Below are 19,550 nucleotides of genomic sequence, written 5' to 3'. Positions count from 1 at the left end.
CCGGGTCGAACGCCTCAGAGGCCGCCGGACAGGCGCTCGACGGCCGCGTCGATCCGCTCGTCGGAGGCCGTCAGCGAGAGGCGCACGTGCTCGGGGAAGCCCTCCCCGTAGAAGACGCCGGGGCCCGCGAGGACGCCGAGGCGGGCGAGCCGGTCGATGGACTCCCAGGCCGCGCGGCCCTCGGTCGCCCACAGGTAGAGGCCGGCCTCGCTGCGGTCGATCCGGAAGCCCGCGGACTCGAGGGCGGGCCGGAGGCGGTCGCGGCGGGAACGGTAGCGCTCCTTCTGCGCGGCGACGTGCTCGTCGTCGGCGAGGGCGACGATCATCGCCTCCTGCAGCGGACCGGGCACGATCATGCCCGCGTGCTTGCGGACGGTCACCAGGCGCGCGATCAGGGCCGCGTCCCCGGCGACGAAGGCGGCGCGGTAGCCGGCGAGGTTCGACTGCTTGCTCAGCGAGTAGACGCCGAGGACCCCGGTGCGGTCCTCCCCCACCACGCGCGGGTCGAGGACGCTCGGGATCGGCTCGTCGGCCCAGCGGCCGTCCCAGCCGAGCTCGGCGTAGCACTCGTCCCCCGCGATCACGGCCCCCAGCTCACGGGCACGCGCGACGGCGCGCTGCAGGGCGGGCACGTCGAGCACGGCGCCATCGGGGTTGCCGGGAGAGTTGAGCCAGACCAGGCGGGTCGTCGCGGGCCATTCGGCCGGGTCGTCGGAGGCGAGCGCCTCGGCGCCGGCGATCGCCGCGCCCATCGCGTACGTCGGGTAGGCGGCGCGCGGATGCACGACCACGTCCCCCTCCCCGAGTCCGAGGAGGAAGGGCAGCCAGGCGACGAGCTCCTTGGAGCCGATCGTCGGCAGGACCTCGTCGATCCCGAGGCCCTCGACTCCGCGCCGCCGCGCGTACCAGGCGGCGATCGCCTCGCGCAGAGCGGGGGTGCCCACGGTCGTGGGGTACGCGTGCGAGTCCGTCGCGCGGGCGAGCGCGTCGCGGATCGGGGCGGGCGTCGAATCCACCGGCGAGCCGATCGACAGGTCGACGATCCCGCCGGGGTGCTCCGCCGCCGTGCGGGCGAAGGGCGCCATCAGGTCCCAGGGGTAGTCGGGCAGCGCGCCGAGGGCCACGGGAGCGGCCTCAGTGGCCCTGCGGAGGCAGCGCCGCGATGACCGGGTGGTCCTTCGCGATCACGCCGACCTTGGCGGCTCCACCCGGGGAGCCGATCTCGTCGAAGAACTCGACGTTGGCCTTGTAGTAGTCGGACCACTCCTCGGGGAGGTCGTCCTCGTAGTAGATCGCCTCGACGGGGCAGACCGGCTCGCAGGCACCGCAGTCCACGCACTCGTCCGGGTGGATGTAGAGCGAGCGCTCGCCTTCGTAGATGCAGTCGACCGGGCACTCGTCGATGCAGGCGCGGTCTTTGACATCGACGCACGGAAGTGCGATCACGTAGGTCACGGTGCTCCAGGTCCCTTCGAACAGTGTGTCTATCGTACGGGGGCCGACGGGGCGTCGGCGTCCGCCGGCCGCGGGGCGGCGGCGGGAGCGGCCGCCCGCAGCCGCGGCCAGGCGATCACGACGAGGGCGATGAGGGCGGGGAGGAAGGTCCAGGCCACGCCGAGGCCGTTCGCCGGGACGAGGACGGATCCGCCGGTGCTGCGCAGGGCGAGCAGCCCGATCATCCCGAGCAGGCCCATCGCGGTGCAGAACGCGACGAACCGGTCGATGAGCACGAGGCGCAGCCCGAGCAGGAGCAGCAGCACGCCGGCGAGGGAGGCGGCGAGGCCGACCGGGAGGACGACACCGCCGACCGACACGGTGCTCTGATGGGCGACGGTCGTGATCGCTCCGACCACCGCGCCGACCAGGACTCCGGCGACGCCCGACAGCACGCGCGATCCCAGCGTCGGACGCTCCTCCGGCAGCGGCGCCGGACGCCCCGCCTGCGCGACCGGGCGGAAGCGCTCGATGCGGCCGATGGGGAACGGCGGACCGCTCGAGAGCCGGGCCTCGTCGCCCTCGACCACCAGCTGCGTCGCGTGCGCCTCGAGGGCCGCGCGCTTGCGGGCGTGGTCCTCGGCGGACAGCTCGATCACGACGTCCCCGGGGAGGGGCGGGGCCGCGTCGGGGAGGACGGCGAGGAAGCGCAGGCCCAGGCGCTCGGCGGCGCGCTCGGCGACCCGGGCGGTACGGACGTGGTCCGGGTGGCCGTAGCCGCCGCCCGCGTCGTAGGACAGCACGACGCCCGCGTCGACCTGCCGGAGGACGGCGACGAGATCCGCCACCTCCTCGTCCTCGGGCGCGGCGGTGAAGGACGCGGGATGCACCGGCTCGAGCGGCACCGGGACGCGGCCGGGCCCCCACTGCATGCCGGAGTCCCGGTAGACGCGCGGAGCGAGGCCGGGTGCGCGGGCGCCCCCCTCGCCGAGGAAGCGGTGGTCGGCGACGCCGAGGGCCGTCAGGGCGACGACGAGCTCGGTCGTCCGGTGCGCGGCCAGCTCGGCCGAGCCCTCGAGCGGAGCGAGGTCCTCGGGGATGACCTCGCCGCACTCGCCCCGCGTGGCGGTGACGACGGTGACGGAGGCGCCCTGCGCCACCAGCCGCGCCAGGGTCCCGCCCATGGTGATCGTCTCGTCGTCGGGGTGGGCGTGCACCGCCACCACCCGCTCCGCTGCTGCGTCCCGGCCCGCGTCCACTCTCCGCCTCTCGTCCTGCGCGTCCTCCGCTGCGGGTGCTTCTGGACAGCGACCGGGCAGCGGACTACAGTCGACCCGGGTTAGGCAAGGCTTACCGAACAACGGAGCCCCGCCGACCGGATCGACTCGGGGCGGGAGTCGCCCCCTCCTCGTCCACCATCGACCAAGAGAACACGCGTGCTCGCAAACTACCTCATCGGCCTCCGCGAAGGCCTCGAAGCCGGCCTCGTCGTCGGCATCCTCGTGGCCTACCTGACCAAGCTCGGCCGGCGCGACGTGCTGCCGCGGCTCTGGACCGGTATCGCCGCCGCGATCGCGATCTCACTCGTCACCGGTGCGATCCTCACCTGGGGCCCCTCGACCCTGTCGTTCCAGGCTCAGGAGCTCATCGGCGGCGGCCTCTCGATCCTCGCGGTCGGCCTGGTCACCTGGATGATCTTCTGGATGGGCGCGAACGCCCGCAGCATGAAGGGCGACCTCGAGTCCCGGCTCGACGGCGCCGTCGCGGGTTCGGCCCTCGGCATCGTGGTCCTCGGCTTCATCAGCGTCGGGCGCGAGGGCATCGAGACGGCCCTCTTCGTCTGGGCGAGCGTGTCCTCGAGCAGTGCGGGATCGGGATCCAGTGCGTGGGTCGGCACGGTCGGCGCGCTGCTGGGCATCCTCAGCTCGGTCGTCATCGCGTACCTGATCTTCCGGGGCTTCGTCCGGATCGACCTCGGGCGCTTCTTCACCTGGACGGGCGGCTTCCTCATCCTCGTCGCGGCCGGCGTCCTCTCCTACGGCGTCGGCGACCTGCAGGAGGCGTCGCTCCTGCCCGGCTGGGGCACCCCGCTGTTCTCGCTCGGCCCGATCCTCCCGCCGCCCGTGACCGCCGTGGTCGGCGGCCTCTTCAACTACACGCCCGAGCCGACCGCTCTGCAGTTCGCCGCCTGGCTGCTCTACCTCGTCGTCGTCGGTGCCCTGTTCGTCCGCCAGGTCCGCCTGCGCGGTCCGCGACGGGGCAGCGCGGCCCCGGTCGCCGCTCCCGCTCCCACCTCCGTCTGACCCGCTCCGGCACCGCCGGCGCACTCGCCCCGATTCAGGAGAAGCATGTCCTCGCGCGCTCGTCCCACCCTCCCCCGCGTCACCCTCGGCCTCGCCGGCGCCGGCGCCCTGGCGCTGATCCTCACGGGCTGCGTGCCGAACACCCCCGCGTCCTCCTCCTCCGTCGCGCTCGACGTCGCGATGAGGGACGACGCCTGCGAGGTGTCGACGGCGACCGCCGAGGCGGGAGCGGTGACGTTCTCACTGACCAACGGCGGCTCGGACGTCAACGAGTTCGAGATCCTGGCCGAGGACAAGCTGCGGATCGTGGGCGAGAAGGAGAACGTGACCCCGGGCCAGAGCGTCTCCTACGTCGCTCAGCTCGAGCCGGGCACCTACTACACCGCCTGCAAGTTCCAGCAGGTCGGCGCCCCGGTCGGGCTGAGCGAGTTCACCGTGACCGGTGAGGCCACCGCTCAGTCGGCGGACGAGAAGGCGGCGACGGAGGCGGCGGTCACCAACTACGTGGCGTACGTGAAGTCGCAGGTGGGCGAGCTGCTCCCCGCGGTGGCCGAGTTCGCGCAGGCCTACGAGGCCGGCGACGACGAGAAGGCGCGCGGCCTCTTCGCGTCGACCCGCGTCTTCTACGAGCGGATCGAGCCGACCGCGGAGGCGTTCGGCGACCTCGACCCGCGCATCGACTACCGCGAGGTCGACGCCGTCGCCGAGGGCCTGGACTGGACCGGCTTCCACCGCATCGAGAAGGACCTGTGGGCCCCCGCGGAGGGTGCGCTCAACTCCGACGGCACGAGCGCGCTCCTCGACTGGGCGCCCTCCACCCCCGAGCAGCGCGCGCAGTTCGGCCAGGGCCTCGTCGACGACGTGCAGAGCCTGGCCGACCTCGTGAACGCGCCCGGCTTCACCGTGTCGGTGGGCGACATCTCGAACGGCGCCATCGGCCTGCTCGACGAGGTCGCGGCCGGCAAGATCACGGGCGAGGAGGACTGGTGGTCGAGCACCGACCTCACCGACTTCGCCGCGAACGTCCAGGGCGCGGAGGTGGCGTTCGGCAATGTCGAGCCGATCGCGACCGCCAGCGGCGACGAGGGCGCCGACCTCACCGGACGGATCACGCAGCGGTTCTCCGAGCTCGACGCTCTGCTCGCGCAGTACGGCTCGATCGACTCCGGCTTCGCCGCGTACTCCACTCTCACCGCGGAGCAGAAGAAGGAGCTCTCGGACGCGGTCAACGCTCTCTCCGAGCCGCTCTCGCAGCTGACCCACACGGTGCTGGGCGTCGAGGAGCCGACCGCATAGTGGACGCCGAGCAGCACGAGGGAGCCCGGCCGACGGAGTCCGAGCAGCCCGCCGACGAACCCCGCCGCCTCTCGCGGCGCGGGCTGCTCGGCCTCGTCTCGGCGGGGACGGCCGGGCTGGCCGCCGGAGTGGGCGGCACGGTGGCCGTCACATCGACCGCGAGCGCGACGGCCTCCTCCGACCCGCGTACCGTGCCGTTCTTCGGCGCGAACCAGGCGGGCATCACCACCGCCGCGCAGGACCGGCTGCACTTCGCCGCGTTCGACCTCGCCGCGGGCACCACGCGCGAGGACCTCGTCGAGCTCCTGAAGGACTGGACGCTCGCCGCCTCCCGGATGACCCAGGGCCTCGAGGTCGGCGAGAACGGCGCGGTGGACGGGCCGGACACGGCTCCCCCGGAGGACACCGGAGAGGCGCTCGGGCTCGACGCCGCGTCCCTCACCGTCACGGTCGGCTTCGGACCCACCCTCTTCACGGACGAGTCCGGCGCCGACCGCTTCGGCCTCGCCGACCGCCGGCCTCCTGAGCTGCAGGCCCTGCCCCGCTTCCGCGGCGACGCGCTCGTCCCCTCGGCCGGCGGCGGCGACCTGTGCATCCAGGCCTGCGCCGACGATCCGCAGGTCGCCGTGCACGCCATCCGCAACCTGAGCCGGATCGCGTTCGGCCGGGCCTCGCTCCGCTGGTCTCAGCTCGGCTTCGGCCGCACCTCCTCGACGTCCACCGCCCAGGCGACTCCGCGCAACCTCTTCGGCTTCAAGGACGGCACGGCGAACGTGAAGTCCGAGGAGGCCGACGCCGTCCAGGAGCACGTCTGGGTCCCCTCCTCCGACGGCCCCGCGTGGATGGTCGGCGGCAGCTACCTGGTCGCGCGGAAGATCCGGATGATCATCGAGACGTGGGACCGCAGCCAGCTGGGCGAGCAGGAGCGGGTCATCGGCCGCAGCAAGGGGTCCGGAGCGCCGCTCTCGGGCGGCACGGAGTCCACCGAGCCGGACTTCGCAGCGGCCGGCGCCACCGGTGCCCCGCTGATCGATCAGGAGTCGCACGTGCGCCTCGCGCATCCGAGCGTGAACAACGGAGTGCGGCTCCTGCGCCGCGGCTACAACTTCGTCGACGGCAACGACGAGCTCGGACGCCTGAACGCGGGGCTGTTCTTCCTCTCGTTCCAGCGCTCCCCGGAGCAGTTCGTCACCGTGCAGCGGAACCTCGCGACGGACGCACTGAACGAGTACGTGAAGCACGTCGGCTCGGCCGTGTTCGCGGTGCCGCCCGGTGCTCGCGACGAGACCGACTTCCTCGGCTCCGGCCTCTTCGCCTGATCCCTGAGAGGACCCGCACTCCGTCCCAGGATCCGGCGGGCTCACTCCACGGCGCGCCGAAGCCTCCGCCCGTAGCGTCGTCGGCGATGTCCGGGAACAGTGCGAGAAGCGGCCTGACCAAGCGCGAGCGCCAGGAGCTCGCCCGAGCGCAGGCGCGGGAGCGCCGCGAAGCCGAGAGGCGCCGGCGGCGCCGGAACCGGCTGCTCGGGCAGGGCGGAGCGGTCGTCGGGCTCCTCGCGGTCGTGGCCCTGGTCTGCTGGAACGTCTGGTCGCAGCAGGAGGTCGCGAGCGCCGGCCCGGCGAACATGCTCAGCGACGGCATCGTCCTCGCGGGCGACGGCCCGGCCGTGACGGCGACGACGAGCGCGGCGATCGCTCCGGGAGCATCCCCCGTCCCGACCGATGAGAGCGCCACTCGTGCGGGCGGAGTCGTCGCCGTCGACCTCTACGTCGACTACCTCTGCCCGTACTGCGGGCAGTTCGAGAAGGCGAACGCCGAGCAGCTGCAGTCGTGGCTGACGAAGGGGGCGATCACGCTCGAGATCCACCCGGTGGCGATCCTCGACTCCTCCTCGGCCGGCTCCGAGTACTCCAGCCGGGCCGCGAACGCCGCCGCGTGCGTCGCCGACGAGGATCCGGACCGCTTCCTCGCCGTGAACGCGGCGCTCTTCGCGCAGCAGCCGGCGGAGGGGACGACGGGCCTCGACGACGACGCTCTGCGGGCGCTGGTGACCGGAGCGGGCGTCACCGACGACGACGTCCTCGCCTGCATGACCGCGGGCGAGTTCCGGCCCTGGGTGAAGGCCGCGACCGAGCGGGCCACCTCGCTCCCCCTCGCTAACTCCTCGCTGCCGAAGCTCGAGTCGACGCCCACCGTGCTGGTGAACGGCGAGCAGTACACGGGGAAGCCGGACGACGCGGCGGCGTTCGTCTCCTTCGTCACCTCGACGCTCGAGGCGGAGTCCTCGACCCCCTCTCCCTCTCCGAGTCCGGCGGGCTGATCCGGACCGCGAGGGACGGGATCGGCGCTGCACGCTGCAGCACCGGGCGGAGACGACGAGACCGGCCGGAGCATCGCTCCGGCCGGTCTCGTCGTGGGCGGGCGCCGAGGCGCCCGGGGCTCAGCCCTGCTTCTTGAGGCGGCTCGTCATGCGCGCGCGGGCGTTCGCATCGAGCTCCACCTTGCGGATGCGGACGACCTCGGGGGTGACCTCGACGCACTCGTCCTCGCGGGCGAACTCGAGGCACTCCTCGAGCGTCAGCTGACGCGACGGCGTCATCGACTCGAAGGTGTCGGAGGTGGACTGACGCATGTTGGTCAGCTTCTTTTCCTTGGTGATGTTGACGTCCATGTCGTCGTTGCGCGAGTTCTCGCCGATCACCATGCCCTCGTAGACCTCCTCGGTGGGGTTCACGAAGAAGGTCATCCGCTCCTGGAGCGCGATGATGGCGAACGGGGTCACGACGCCGTTGCGGTCCGCGACGATCGACCCGTTGTTGCGGGTGACGATCGCGCCGGCCCACGGCTCGTAGCCGTGCAGGATCGCGTTCGCGATGCCGGTGCCGCGGGTGGTGGTGAGGAACTCGGTGCGGAAGCCGATCAGGCCGCGCGACGGGACGATGAACTCCATGCGGACCCAGCCGGTGCCGTGGTTCGACATGCCGTCCATGCGGCCCTTGCGGGCGGCGAGGAGCTGCGTGATCGCGCCGAGGTACTCCTCCGGAGCGTCGATCGTCAGGTGCTCGAAGGGCTCGTGCGTCTTGCCGTCGACCTGGCGGGTGACCACCTGGGGCTTGCCGACGGTCAGCTCGTAACCCTCGCGGCGCATCTGCTCGACGAGGATGGCCAGCGCGAGCTCGCCGCGGCCCTGGACCTCCCACGAGTCGGGGCGTCCGATGTCGACGATCTTGAGCGACACGTTTCCGATGAGCTCGCGGTCGAGGCGGTCCTTGACCATGCGCGCCGTGAGCTTGTGGCCCTTCACCTTGCCGACGAGCGGCGAGGTGTTGGTGCCGATCGTCATCGAGATCGCCGGGTCGTCGACCGTGATGGCCGGCAGCGGGCGGATGTCCTCGGGGTCGGCGATGGTCTCGCCGATGGTGATCTCGGGGAAGCCCGCGATCGCGACGATGTCGCCGGGGCCCGCGGACTCGGCCGGGTAGCGGTCGAGCGCCTTGGTGATCAGCAGCTCGGTGATGCGCGCGTTGGTGTGGGTGCCGTCGTGGTGGACCCAGGCGACCGTCTGCCCCTTCTTGATCGTGCCGTTGAAGACGCGGAGGAGGGCGAGGCGGCCGAGGAACGGCGACGCGTCGAGGTTGGTGACGTGGGCCTGGAGGGGCGCGTCGTCGTCGTAGGTCGGCGCGGGGATGTGCTTGAGGATCGCCTCGAACAGCGGCTCCAGGTCCTCGGCGTCCGGCAGCGTGCCGTCCTCGGGCTTGTTCGCCGAGGCGCGGCCGGCCTTGCCGGAGGCGTAGACCACGGGGACGTCGAGGATCGCGTCGAGGTCGAGGTCCGGCACGTCGTCGGCCATGTCGGAGGCGAGGCCGAGGAGCAGGTCCTGGCTCTCGGCGACGACCTCGTCGATGCGCGCGTCGGGGCGGTCGGTCTTGTTGACCAGGAGGATGACGGGGAGCTTCGCCTCGAGCGCCTTGCGCAGCACGAAGCGGGTCTGGGGCAGCGGGCCCTCGGACGCGTCGACGAGGAGGCAGACGCCGTCGACCATCGACAGGCCGCGCTCGACCTCGCCGCCGAAGTCGGCGTGGCCCGGGGTGTCGATGACGTTGATGGTGATGGGACCGTCGCTCGCGTGCTTGCCGCTGTACGAGACAGCGGTGTTCTTCGCGAGGATCGTGATGCCCTTCTCGCGCTCGAGCTCGTTGGAGTCCATCGCGCGCTCGTCCACGTGGGCGTGCGCGTCGAAGGAGTTCGTCTGCTTGAGCATGGCGTCGACCAGCGTGGTCTTGCCATGGTCGACGTGGGCGACGATCGCGACGTTGCGCAGGTCGGAGCGGGTGGCACTTGCCATGGATACGGACTCGTCTCGTGTTCTCGTGCAAAAGGGGGACCATCCATCGTACCGCAGCGAGGCGTCCGCACGGCGAAGGGCCCCGGATCCCCGCTCTGGAGGGCTCCGAGGAGCGCTCCAGGCGGGGCCGGGGCCCTGGTGACGGTCGGTCAGACCGCGAACTCGATGCCGGCGCCGGGGATGGCGTCGAGCAGCTCGCGGGTGTACTCCTGCTGCGGCGAGTCGAACACGGTGTCCGTCGGGGCGTGCTCGACGATCCTGCCCTTCTGCATCACGCAGACGTCGTCGGCGATCACGCGGACCACCGCCAGGTCGTGCGTGATGAACAGGTAGGTCAGCCCGAGCTCGGCCTGCAGGTCGGCGAGGAGGCGGAGGATCTGCGCCTGGACGAGGACGTCCAGAGCCGACACGGCCTCGTCGAGCACCACGATCTCCGGCTTCAGCGCGAGCGCGCGGGCGATCGCCACGCGCTGGCGCTGGCCGCCGGAGAGCTCGTTCGGGTACCGGCTCGCGATCACGCGCGGGAGGGACACCTGGTCGAGCAGCTCGAGGACGCGCTCGCGCTGCGACGTCCGGTCGCCGACCTTGTGCACTCGCAGCGGCTCCGAGATGGTGTTGCCGATGTTGTGCAGCGGGTCGAGCGAGCCGTACGGGTCCTGGAACACCGGCTGCATGGAGCGCCGGAGCGCCAGCATGTCGCGGCCCTTGAGCTTCTCGGTCCGGCGACCGGCGATCGAGATCGCTCCGGACGTCGCCGTCTCGAGGCCCAGCACCAGGCGGGCGATCGTCGACTTGCCCGATCCGGACTCGCCCACGAGCGCCGTGGTGGTGCCCTTCGGGATCGAGAACGACACGTTGTCGACGGCGGTGAAGTCCTCGGCCTTCAGGCCGCCGCGGCGGATCTTGAAGACCTTCGTGAGGCCGTCGACCTCGATCATCGGGGCGCCCGAGGCGACCGCGCCGGCGTGGTGCGCGGCGCCCGCGCCGACCAGGTCGACCTCGCGCACGGCCTCCGACTCGCCGGAGACCGACTCCACGGCCCGGCCGGCCGTCGACTGGATGCGGCGCGACGCGAGGCTGGGCGCCGCCGCGATCAGGCGCTGCGTATAGGGGTGCTGCGGGTTCTGCAGCACCTCCACCGAGGCGCCGGACTCGACGATGCGGCCCTTGTACATGACGATGAGCTTCTCGGCGCGCTCGGCGGCGAGGCCCAGGTCGTGCGTGATGAAGAGCAGCGCGGTGCCGTCGGTCTTCGTCAGCGTCTCGAGGTGGTCGAGGATCCGGCGCTGGACTGTGACGTCGAGCGCCGAGGTGGGCTCGTCGGCGATCAGCAGCTGGGGAGCCGCGGCCAGGCCGATGCCGATCAGCACGCGCTGGCGCATGCCGCCCGAGAACTGGTGCGGGAACTGCTTGAGGCGCTTCTCCGCGTCGGCGAGGCCCGCGTTCTGCAGGACCTCGATCGCCTTGGCGCGCACCTCCTTGCGACCGGTCGCGAGGCCGTTGGCCTTGATGGTCTCCTCGACCTGGAAGCCGACCGACCAGACGGGGTTCAGGTTCGACATCGGGTCCTGCGGGACGTAGCCGATCCGGCGGCCGCGGATGTCCTCGAGCTCGGTCCTCGTCGCCTTCGCGAGGTCCTTGCCGTCGAACAGCACGGAGCCGGCGGTGACCTGGCCGGTGCCGGGGAGCAGGCCGATGATCGCGGCGGCGGTCGTCGACTTGCCGGAGCCCGACTCCCCCACGATCGCGACGGTCTGGCCGTGCTCGATCGTGAGGCTCACGCCGCGGAGGGCGGGGACCAGTCCGCTGCCGGTCTGGAAGCCGACCTCGAGGTCGGTGACCTCGAGCAGCGGCCCGTGCGGTGCGTTCGGTGTCGTGGCGGTCATCGGAGGGCCCTCGCCTTCGGGTCGAGCGCGTCGCGGAGCGATTCGCCGAGGAGGATGAAGCTCAGCACCGTGACCGTCAGGGCGATCGACGGGTAGATTAGCGTCTGCGGGTTGGTGCGCAGATCGCGCTGGGCCTGGCTGATGTCGTTGCCCCACGACATGACCGAGCCGGGAAGGCCGACGCCGAGGAACGACAGCGTCGCCTCCGCGGTGATGGCCGCGCCGAGCGAGATCGTCGTGACGACGATGACGGGAGCGATCGAGTTCGGCAGCACGTGCCGGAACAGGATCGCCATGCGGGAGAGGCCGGTCGCGGTGGCGGCGCCGACGAAGTCGGCCTGCTTCACGCGGAGGACCTCGGAGCGCAGGACGCGCGCCGTCGTCGGCCAGGCGAACGCGCCGATCGCCAGGGCGATGACGAACACGTTCCGGTAGGCCGAGAAGACGGACATGATGACGACCGCGGCGAGGATGTAGGGGATCGAGAAGAAGATGTCGCCGAGGCGCATGATCACGGTGTCGACCCAGCCGCCGAAGAAGCCGGCCAGAGCGCCGCCGATGACGCCGGAGACCGTCGTGATCACGATCACGATGAGGCCGACGGTCAGCGACGTGGACGTGCCGTGGATGATCCGCGAGAAGACGTCGCACCCCTGCTTGGTGTAGCCGAGCAGGCTGCCGTCGCCGGGGCCCTGGTTGCTGAACGAGAGCGCGCACTGGCGGGGGTCCACCGAGGTGAACAGGCCCGGGAACAGCGCGACGGCGATGATGACGAGGATCAGGACGCCCGAGATCCAGAACATGGGCCGCTTGCGCAGGTCGCGCCACGCGTCGGTCCAGAGGTTGCTGGGCTTCTCGTCGAGGCTGACGGCGTCGACCGACGCGATCGGCGTCTCCTCGAGCGGGGCCACGAAGTGGTCGATGCGGCGGGCCTTCTGCGCGCCGCCGGTGGACTCATTTGGCATAGCGGATCCTCGGGTCGAGTACGGCGTAGAGCAGGTCGACGAGGATGTTCACCACGAGGTAGAACAGCACCATGACCGTGACGAAGGAGACGACGGTCGGCCGCTCACCTCGGATGATCGCCTGATAGAGCGTGTTCCCGACTCCGGGAACGTTGAAGATGCCCTCGGTCACGGTCGCGCCGACGATCAGGAGGCCGAAGTCGGCTCCGAACTGCGTCGTGACCGGGATGAGCGAGTTGCGCAGGACGTGCACGGGGATGACGCGGCGTCGCGAGAGCCCCTTGCTGTACGCGGTGCGGACGAAGTCCGAGCCGGCCGTCTCGATGACCGAGCCGCGCGTGAGGCGGATGGCCGAGGCGACCACGAACAGGGCGAGCACGATCGCGGGCAGCAGCAGCCTCTGGAACGACGCGTCGGCTCCGACGGTCGGAGGGAACCATCCCAGCTGGATCGCGAAGAAGGACTGCGCGATGAAGCAGAGCACGAAGATCGGCACCGACACGAGCAGGAGGCTGACGACCAGCGCGCTCGCGTCGAAGAAGCTGCCCTTGCGCAGACCGCTGACGAGGCCGATGGTCAGCGCGACGACGATCTCGATGACGATCGCCATCATGGCGAGCGTCAGGGTGACCGGGAAGGTGCGGGCGAGGATCTCGTTGACGGACTGGCCGGAGAACGAGATGCCGAAGTCGCCGCGGACGACGCCTCCCAGGTAGTACAGGTACTGGACGAAGAAGGGCTCGTTCAGGTGGTACTGCTCCTCGAGGCGGGCGAGGAGTGCGGGGCTCGGCGTCTTGTCGCCGAAGAGCGACAGGAGCGGGTTCCCCGGCATGGAGAAGACCATGAAGTAGATGAGGAACGTGGTGCCGATGAGCACGGGGACGGCTTGCAGGATGCGTCGGACGATGTAGGCGAGCATGTCAGCCCAGCCGGTTCCGGAGTCGCATGGATGGGGACCTCATTCGATTGTGACCGAAACAGGGCGCTCCGCCCGTGCCGTGACCTGGTGGCCGACGGCACGGGCGAAGCGCCCCAGTGGTTCGAGCTTAGTTCTTGGTGATCTCGTAGTAGAGCGGCACCGAGTTCCAGCCGAACTCGACGTTCGACACGCCCTCGCCGTAGCCGCCGGTCACGTTCGCGTACCACAGGGGCAGCGACGGGAGGTCCTTCAGGAGGATCTCCTGGGCCTGCTGGAACGTCTTGTTCGCAGCGTCGGCGTCGGCGTCCGACAGGCCCTGCTGGAGCAGGGTGTCGAACTCGGGGTTCGAGTAGTCGCCGTCGTTGGACGAGGCGCCGGTCACGTAGAGCGGTCCGAGGAAGTTGTAGAGGCTCGGGTAGTCGGCCTGCCATCCGGTCCGGAACGCGGTCTCGATCGAGCGGTTGACGATCTTGGTGCGCGCCTCGGCGAAGGTCGGGTACGCGTCGCCCTCGGCGTCGATGCCCAACGTGTTCTTGATCGAGTTGGTCACCGCGTCGACCCAGCCCTGGTGGCCGCCGTCGGCGTTGTAGGCGATCTTGAAGGTGCCGTCCCAGGGGCTGATCGCGTCGGCCTGAGCCCACAGCGCCTTGGCCTCGTCGGGGTTGTACTCGAGCACGTCGGCGCCGGAGAGGGCGTCGCTGTAGCCGTCGATCACCGGGGAGGTGAAGTCGGAGGCCGGGGTGCGGGTGCCCTCGAAGATCACGTCGGTGATCTCCTTGCGGTCGAAGGACATCGAGATCGCCTGGCGGCGGAGCTGGCCCTCCTCGCCGTCGAAGTGCGGGAGACGGCCCGGGATGGTGAAGGACTGGAACACGGCCGAGGGCTGGTTCACGGCGCGGTCGCCGAGGTCGCTCTCGAAGGTGCCGAAGGCGGAGTCCGGGATCTGGTCGATCACGTCGACGTTGCCGCCGAGGAGGTCGGCGTAGGAGGCGTCCTGGGTGGCGTAGAAGACGATCTTCAGGCCGCCGTTCTGGGCCTCGCGGGGGCCGGTGTACTCGTCGTTCTTGACGAGCTCGATCTGGACGTCGTGCTGCCACGCGTCGTCGCCGTCGAGCTTGTACGGGCCGTTGCCGATCGGGTTCTCACCGAAGGCGGCCATGTCGTCGAACGCGGCGGCGGGCAGCGGGTAGTACGCCGAGTAGCCGAGGCTGATCGGGAAGTCCGACTGCGGGGACTTGAGCGCGACGGTGAAGGTGGTGTCGTCCACGGCCTTGAGGCCGGTGAGCTCGCTGTCCTCGGTGTCGCTGAAGCCCTCGAAGTTCGAGAAGAACGACGCGCTGAGCTGGTTGTTCGACAGCTTGGCGCCGTAGTTCCAGGCGTCGATGAACGAGCTGGAGGTGACCGGGTCGCCGTTCGTGAAGGTCAGGCCCGACTTGATTGTGATCGTGTAGTTCTGCGCGTCGTCCGACTCGATGGACTCGGCGACGTCGTTCTCGGGGGCGCCCTTGGCGTCGTAGTAGACCAGGCCCGCGAAGATCTCGTCGAGGATCTTGCCGCCGCCCACCTCGTTGGTGTTCGTCGGGATCAGCGGGTTCTGCGGCTCGGAGCCGTTGGTGGAGATGATCGCGGCGGCGTCGCCTCCCGATGCACCTCCGCCCGAGTCGTTCGAGCTGCTGCAGCCGGCCAGGACCAGCGTGCTCGCGGCGACGAGCGCCAGAGCCCCGAATCCGTAACGTCTGATGTTCACTATTCCTCCAGTGATGTGGGGGCGCGCGAGAAGTGGTTTCCCTGACGCGTGGAGTGCCGTGCGCGTGGCGACGGCGGCGGCGCACGAGACTGGTGGCCGTCGCGCGGATGCCTTCAACGAGACTATGTATTCGCCCGCTATCTGCACAAAAGCATGTGGCAACCGTTACACAGCGGTAACCGGGAGGTGGAATCCTTGCGCTGTTCTGCACGAAACGTGCGTACCGGGCGGCCGTCGCGCAACACATCGACTTCAGAGGAGACGCACGGAGTGTCCACCGACCTGTCAGGATCCGCGCCCGGACGGCGCCGGATCCGCATCGAGATCCTGCTGGTCCTCGGGCTCTCGCTGGGCGCCTCCGCGGTCTACTCGGTGGTCTCCATCGCCAACCGGCTCACCCGCTCGACCGCACTGGCCGACCAGACCGCGACGATCAACGGCGCCCTCAGCGACCGCCCGGGCTTCGACCTCGTCTACCAGCTGCTCGCGCTCTTCTTCGACCTGGTGCCGGTGGCCCTCTGCGCGTTCCTGCTCTGGCAGAGCTCGGGCCGTCCGCTCGGGCGCCTGGGGCTCGACCTGCGCCGGCCGTTCGCGGACCTGGGGACCGGGACCGTCCTCGCGGTGGCGATCGGCGCGCCGGGCATCGCGCTGTACGCCCTCGGACGCGCGCTGGGCATCACCGTGGCGGTGGTGGCCTCGCCGCTGGACGCGTACTGGTGGACGGTGCCGGTGCTCGTGCTCTCCGCGATCCGGGCGGGAGTGCAGGAGGAGGTCGTCGTGATCGGGTACCTCTTCGCCCGCCTGGGCGATCTGGGCTGGGGGCGGTGGCGGATCCTGGTGACCAGTGCGCTGCTCCGGGGCAGCTACCACCTGTACCAGGGCATCGGGCCCTTCATCGGGAACGTGGTCATGGGCCTGGTGTTCGGACTGTTCTACCAGCGCTTCGGACGCACCCTGCCCCTGGTGATCGCCCACTCGATCATCGACATCGTCTCGTTCGTCGGCTACCCGCTGGCCGTCGCCCTCTGGCCCGAGCTGTTCGCGCCGCCGGCTCCGCGGCCGTGACGACGGACCGATCGCATTTGAGGAGCCGCAGGACCGCGCCGCGGCTCTCCACTGCCGCGGCGTGACGCCCGCACGGTGGAGCTGCTCGCTCGTCGCGACTCCGTCGAGCCCTGCCGGCACCTCCACCACGCGTTCCACACGGTCGGGCTCCCTCGTGCATCGGAGTCGCCGTGCGCCGTTCCCCCCGGATCGGGAGAACTGCGCCCCACTCCGCGCCTGTGCGGGACCGACGGTGTCCGCAGCCGAGGGTGGGAGATGACAGGACGGGCTCGAGGCTCCGTTCCTGCTCTCTCACCCTCGGTTGCGGACGAGCGCGTGCGGGCGGATCAGGCGAAGGCCTCGATGGGCGGGCAGGCGCAGACGAGGTTGCGGTCGCCGTAGGCCTGATCGATCCGGCGGACCGGCGGCCAGTACTTGCCGCGCACCAGCGAGCGGACCGGGTAGACGGCCTGCTCGCGGCTGTAGGGGTGCGTCCACTCCTCGGCCGTCAGGCACTCGGCGGTGTGCGGGGCGCCGCGCAGCGGGTTGTCGTCCACCGGCCACTCCCCCGCGCCGACGCGGTCGGCCTCCGCCCGGATCCCGATCATCGCGTCGATGAAGCGGTCGATCTCTACGAGGTCCTCGCTCTCCGTCGGCTCGACCATCAGGGTCCCGGCGACGGGGAAGCTCATGGTCGGGGCGTGGAAGCCGTAGTCGACGAGGCGCTTGGCGACGTCGTCCACGGTCACTCCGGTCGCCGCCGTCAGCGGACGGATGTCGAGGATGCACTCGTGGGCGACGAGCCCGTTGTCCCCCGTGTAGAGCACCGGGTAGTGCTCGCGGAGGCGCGCGGCGACGTAGTTGGCCGAGAGGACGGCCGCCCCGGTCGCGGCCCGCAGGCCCTCCTCGCCCATCATCCGGGCGTATGCCCACGAGATCGGCAGGATGCCGGGGCTGCCGTAGGGCGCTGCCGACACCGGTGCGCCGCCGTGGACGATCCGCTCGCCCTGCGTGCCCACGCCGTGCTCGAGCCGCTGCGCGAGCGGGTGACCGGGCAGGAACGGCGCGAGGTGCGCCTTCGCGGCGACGGGACCGACGCCGGGACCGCCTCCGCCGTGCGGGATGCAGAACGTCTTGTGCAGGTTGAGGTGCGAGACGTCGCCGCCGAAGTCTCCGAAGCGGGCGAAGCCCAGAAGCGCGTTGAGGTTCGCGCCGTCCACGTACACCTGTCCGCCGGCCTCGTGGACGAGGCGGCAGATCTCGGCGACCTCGTGCTCGTAGACGCCGTGGGTCGACGGGTAGGTGATCATCAGCGCGGCGAGGGAGCCCGCGTGCTCGGCGATCTTCGCCCGGAGGTCGTCCAGGTCGACGTTGCCGAGCTCGTCGCAGGCCACGACGACGACGCGCATGCCGGCGAGGACCGCGCTCGCGGCGTTGGTGCCGTGGGCGCTCGAGGGGATCAGGCAGACCGTGCGGTCCTCGTCGCCGTTCGACCGGTGCCAGCCGCGGATCGCCAGCAGGCCCGCGAGCTCGCCCTGCGAGCCGGCGTTGGGCTGGAGCGACACGGAGTCGTAGCCGGTGAGGTGGGCGAGCCACCCCTCCAGCTGGTCGATCAGCGCCAGGGAGCCCTGCACGTCCGCCTCGGGGGCGAACGGGTGCAGGTCCGCGAACTGGGGCCAGCTGACCGCCTCCATCTCGGTGGCGGCGTTGAGCTTCATGGTGCAGGAGCCGAGCGGGATCATGCCGCGGTCCAGCGCGTAGTCCGAGTCGGCGAGGCGCTTGAGGTAGCGCATCATCGAGGTCTCGCTGTGGTGGCTGCTGAAGACCGGGTGCACGAGGAAGGGCGTGCGGCGGTCGAGCTCGGCGGGGATGCTCCGCGCGGAGCCGCCGAGGAAGCCGAACGACGAGTCCAGCTGCCCGACGGCGGACGCGACGGCGATCACCTCGAGGTCGGTGACCGTCTCGTCGATCGACACCGAGACCGTGTCGGCGTCGACCAGGCGCACGTCGAAGCCGGCCTCGCGGGCGCGGGCGACCGCCGCCTCCGCACCGCCGGGCACGACGACCGAGACGGTGTCGAAGAAGTCGGCGTGCCGGAGGGAGTGGCCCCGGTCGAGGAGGAGGCGCGCGAGGAGCGCGGCCCGGCCGTGCACGCGCTCGGCGATCGCGGCGAGCCCGTCCGGCCCGTGGTAGACCGCGTACATCGCCGCCATGACGGCCAGGAGGACCTGCGCGGTGCAGATGTTCGAGGTCGCCTTCTCGCGGCGGATGTGCTGCTCGCGGGCCTGGAGGGACAGGCGGTAGGCGGGGTGGCCGTCCGCGTCCTGGCTGACGCCGACGAGGCGGCCGGGCAGCTGGCGCTCGAGTCCCTTGCGGACGGCGAGGTAGCCGGCGTGCGGTCCTCCGAAGCCCAGCGGGACACCGAAGCGCTGCGTGGTGCCGACGGCGACGTCCGCGCCGAGCTCGCCCGGCGAGCGCACCAGGGTCAGCGCGAGCAGGTCGGCGGCGACGACCGCCAGGCCTCCGTGGGCCTTCGCCGCGGCGAGCACCGCCGACGGGTCCCAGAGGTGCCCGGACGCGCCGGGGTACTGCACGAGGGCGCCGAAGCACTCCGGCACCTCCTCCGCGGCGGTGCGCGAGAGCGGGAGCTCGACGATGCGGATGCCGACGGCCTCCGCGCGGCCGCGCAGCAGCGCGAGGGTCTGCGGGAGAGCGTCGGAGTCGACGACGAAGACGTCGGTGCGCGCCTTCGAGGCGCGGCGCGCGAGCAGCATCGCCTCGACGACGGCCGTGCCCTCGTCGAGCATCGACGCGCCGGCCGTGTCGAGGCCGGTGAGGTCGGAGACCATCGTCTGGAAGTTGATCAGCGCCTCCAGGCGCCCCTGCGAGATCTCGGGCTGGTACGGGGTGTAGGCCGTGTACCAGCTGGGGTTCTCGAGCACGTTGCGCTTGATCACGGCGGGGGTGTGCGTGCCGTAGTAGCCGAGGCCGATCATCGGCCGACGCACCGTGTTCCTCGCGGCGAGGGCGCGCAGCTCGGCGAGCGCCTCCGTCTCGGTGGCCGGAGCGGGCAGCACCTGCGGGAGGTCGCGGACGTGGATCGACTCGGGGACGGCGGCGGTGACGAGCTCCTCCACGGAGTCGTAGCCGAGAGCCGCGAGCATGGTGCGCTGCGCGTCGGCGTCGGTCCCGATGTGGCGGGACTCGAAGGCGCCGGGGGTCCTGGTGGCCGCCATCTACTCGCCGACCAGCTCGGTGTAGGCGGCCGAGTCGAGGAGGCCGTCGGGCAGGGCGTCGAAGCGGACCCGGATCAGCCACCCCCCGCCGAACGGGTCGGAGTTGACGAGCTCGGGGCTGTCGACGACGGCCGTGTTGGCCTCGAGGACCTCGCCGTCGACGGGGGCGAACAGCTCGCCCACCGACTTGGTCGACTCGATCTCGCCGACGACGCTGCCGCCCTCGACGCGGGCTCCCGCCTCGGGGAGCTCGACGAAGACGACGTCGCCCAGCTTGTCGGCGGCGTAGGCGGTGATGCCGACGGTCGCGACCTCTCCGTCGACCCGGATCCACTCGTGGTCGGAGGTGTACTGCAGCTCGGTGGGCACGGCCAT

15 protein-coding genes are annotated in these 19,550 nt (G+C 71.1%); 5 read left to right on the top strand and 10 right to left on the bottom strand.

Going from position 1 to position 19,550, the window contains the following annotated elements:
* Window positions 1–14: 14 nt before the first annotated feature.
* The 3 genes from dapC to C5D09_RS01605 are packed head-to-tail and all read right to left on the bottom strand — an operon-like array spanning window position 15 to window position 2,693.
* Complete coding sequence (gene dapC, locus C5D09_RS01615; RefSeq protein ID WP_104268466.1) at window positions 15–1,124, bottom strand: succinyldiaminopimelate transaminase; 1,110 nt, start codon at window positions 1,122–1,124, stop codon at window positions 15–17.
* 10 nt (window positions 1,125–1,134) lie between these two features.
* Entirely contained in the window at window positions 1,135–1,455 is a 321-nt protein-coding gene (gene fdxA / locus C5D09_RS01610; RefSeq protein ID WP_104268465.1) for a ferredoxin, read from the bottom strand.
* Between the two features lie 29 nt (window positions 1,456–1,484).
* Window positions 1,485–2,693: a PIG-L family deacetylase gene (locus tag C5D09_RS01605; protein ID WP_104309065.1), complete on the bottom strand. Its 1,209-nt coding sequence runs from the start codon at window positions 2,691–2,693 to the stop codon at window positions 1,485–1,487.
* A 177-nt stretch (window positions 2,694–2,870) separates the two neighbouring features.
* On the opposite strand from C5D09_RS01605, the gene efeU reads away from it, so the two are divergent.
* The 4 genes from efeU to C5D09_RS01585 all read left to right on the top strand — a co-directional run bounded on the left by efeU (window position 2,871) and on the right by C5D09_RS01585 (window position 7,353).
* Entirely contained in the window at window positions 2,871–3,737 is an 867-nt protein-coding gene (gene efeU / locus C5D09_RS01600) for an iron uptake transporter permease EfeU (protein ID WP_104222982.1), read from the top strand.
* A 45-nt stretch (window positions 3,738–3,782) separates the two neighbouring features.
* The gene (efeO, locus tag C5D09_RS01595) at window positions 3,783–5,033 is read left to right on the top strand and encodes an iron uptake system protein EfeO (RefSeq protein WP_104268464.1); all 1,251 of its coding nucleotides are present in this window, start codon (window positions 3,783–3,785) and stop codon (window positions 5,031–5,033) included.
* Entirely contained in the window at window positions 5,033–6,352 is a 1,320-nt protein-coding gene (gene efeB, locus C5D09_RS01590) for an iron uptake transporter deferrochelatase/peroxidase subunit (RefSeq protein WP_104268463.1), read from the top strand. The genes efeO and efeB overlap by 1 nt, the downstream gene beginning before the upstream one ends.
* An 86-nt stretch (window positions 6,353–6,438) precedes the next feature.
* Complete coding sequence (locus tag C5D09_RS01585) at window positions 6,439–7,353, top strand: thioredoxin domain-containing protein (RefSeq protein ID WP_104268462.1); 915 nt, start codon at window positions 6,439–6,441, stop codon at window positions 7,351–7,353.
* Between the two features lie 120 nt (window positions 7,354–7,473).
* Here the strand turns inward: C5D09_RS01585 and typA are convergent, their stop codons facing one another.
* From typA to C5D09_RS01560, 5 genes are all read right to left on the bottom strand, one after another.
* Window positions 7,474–9,378: a translational GTPase TypA gene (typA, locus tag C5D09_RS01580; protein ID WP_104222978.1), complete on the bottom strand. Its 1,905-nt coding sequence runs from the start codon at window positions 9,376–9,378 to the stop codon at window positions 7,474–7,476.
* A gap of 149 nt (window positions 9,379–9,527) precedes the next feature.
* A complete protein-coding gene (locus C5D09_RS01575; protein WP_104260189.1) occupies window positions 9,528–11,264 on the bottom strand; it encodes an ABC transporter ATP-binding protein in 1,737 nt (578 codons plus the stop codon).
* Window positions 11,261–12,229: an ABC transporter permease gene (locus C5D09_RS01570; protein WP_104222976.1), complete on the bottom strand. Its 969-nt coding sequence runs from the start codon at window positions 12,227–12,229 to the stop codon at window positions 11,261–11,263. Before C5D09_RS01570 ends, C5D09_RS01575 begins: the two co-directional genes overlap by 4 nt.
* Complete coding sequence (locus C5D09_RS01565) at window positions 12,219–13,148, bottom strand: ABC transporter permease (protein WP_104268461.1); 930 nt, start codon at window positions 13,146–13,148, stop codon at window positions 12,219–12,221. Before C5D09_RS01565 ends, C5D09_RS01570 begins: the two co-directional genes overlap by 11 nt.
* Window positions 13,149–13,275: 127 nt before the next feature.
* Window positions 13,276–14,895: an ABC transporter substrate-binding protein gene (locus C5D09_RS01560; RefSeq protein ID WP_104268460.1), complete on the bottom strand. Its 1,620-nt coding sequence runs from the start codon at window positions 14,893–14,895 to the stop codon at window positions 13,276–13,278.
* Between the two features lie 270 nt (window positions 14,896–15,165).
* On the opposite strand from C5D09_RS01560, the gene C5D09_RS01555 reads away from it, so the two are divergent.
* Window positions 15,166–15,960: a CPBP family intramembrane glutamic endopeptidase gene (locus tag C5D09_RS01555; protein WP_258066877.1), complete on the top strand. Its 795-nt coding sequence runs from the start codon at window positions 15,166–15,168 to the stop codon at window positions 15,958–15,960.
* Between the two features lie 326 nt (window positions 15,961–16,286).
* On the opposite strand, the gene gcvP is transcribed toward C5D09_RS01555, so the two are convergent.
* Both gcvP and gcvH read right to left on the bottom strand, forming a co-directional pair.
* Window positions 16,287–19,175, bottom strand: coding sequence for an aminomethyl-transferring glycine dehydrogenase (gene gcvP / locus C5D09_RS01550; protein ID WP_104268458.1), 2,889 nt, complete (start codon window positions 19,173–19,175; stop codon window positions 16,287–16,289).
* A complete protein-coding gene (gene gcvH, locus C5D09_RS01545) occupies window positions 19,176–19,550 on the bottom strand; it encodes a glycine cleavage system protein GcvH (protein WP_104268457.1) in 375 nt (124 codons plus the stop codon). It lies immediately after the preceding gene.

Origin of the sequence: Rathayibacter sp. AY1C9 (genome assembly GCF_002932315.1) — a bacterium.
GTDB lineage: Bacteria > Actinomycetota > Actinomycetes > Actinomycetales > Microbacteriaceae > Rathayibacter.
Note: the sequence above shows the minus strand (reverse complement) of the source record. Positions and strands in the feature narration are given on the sequence as shown.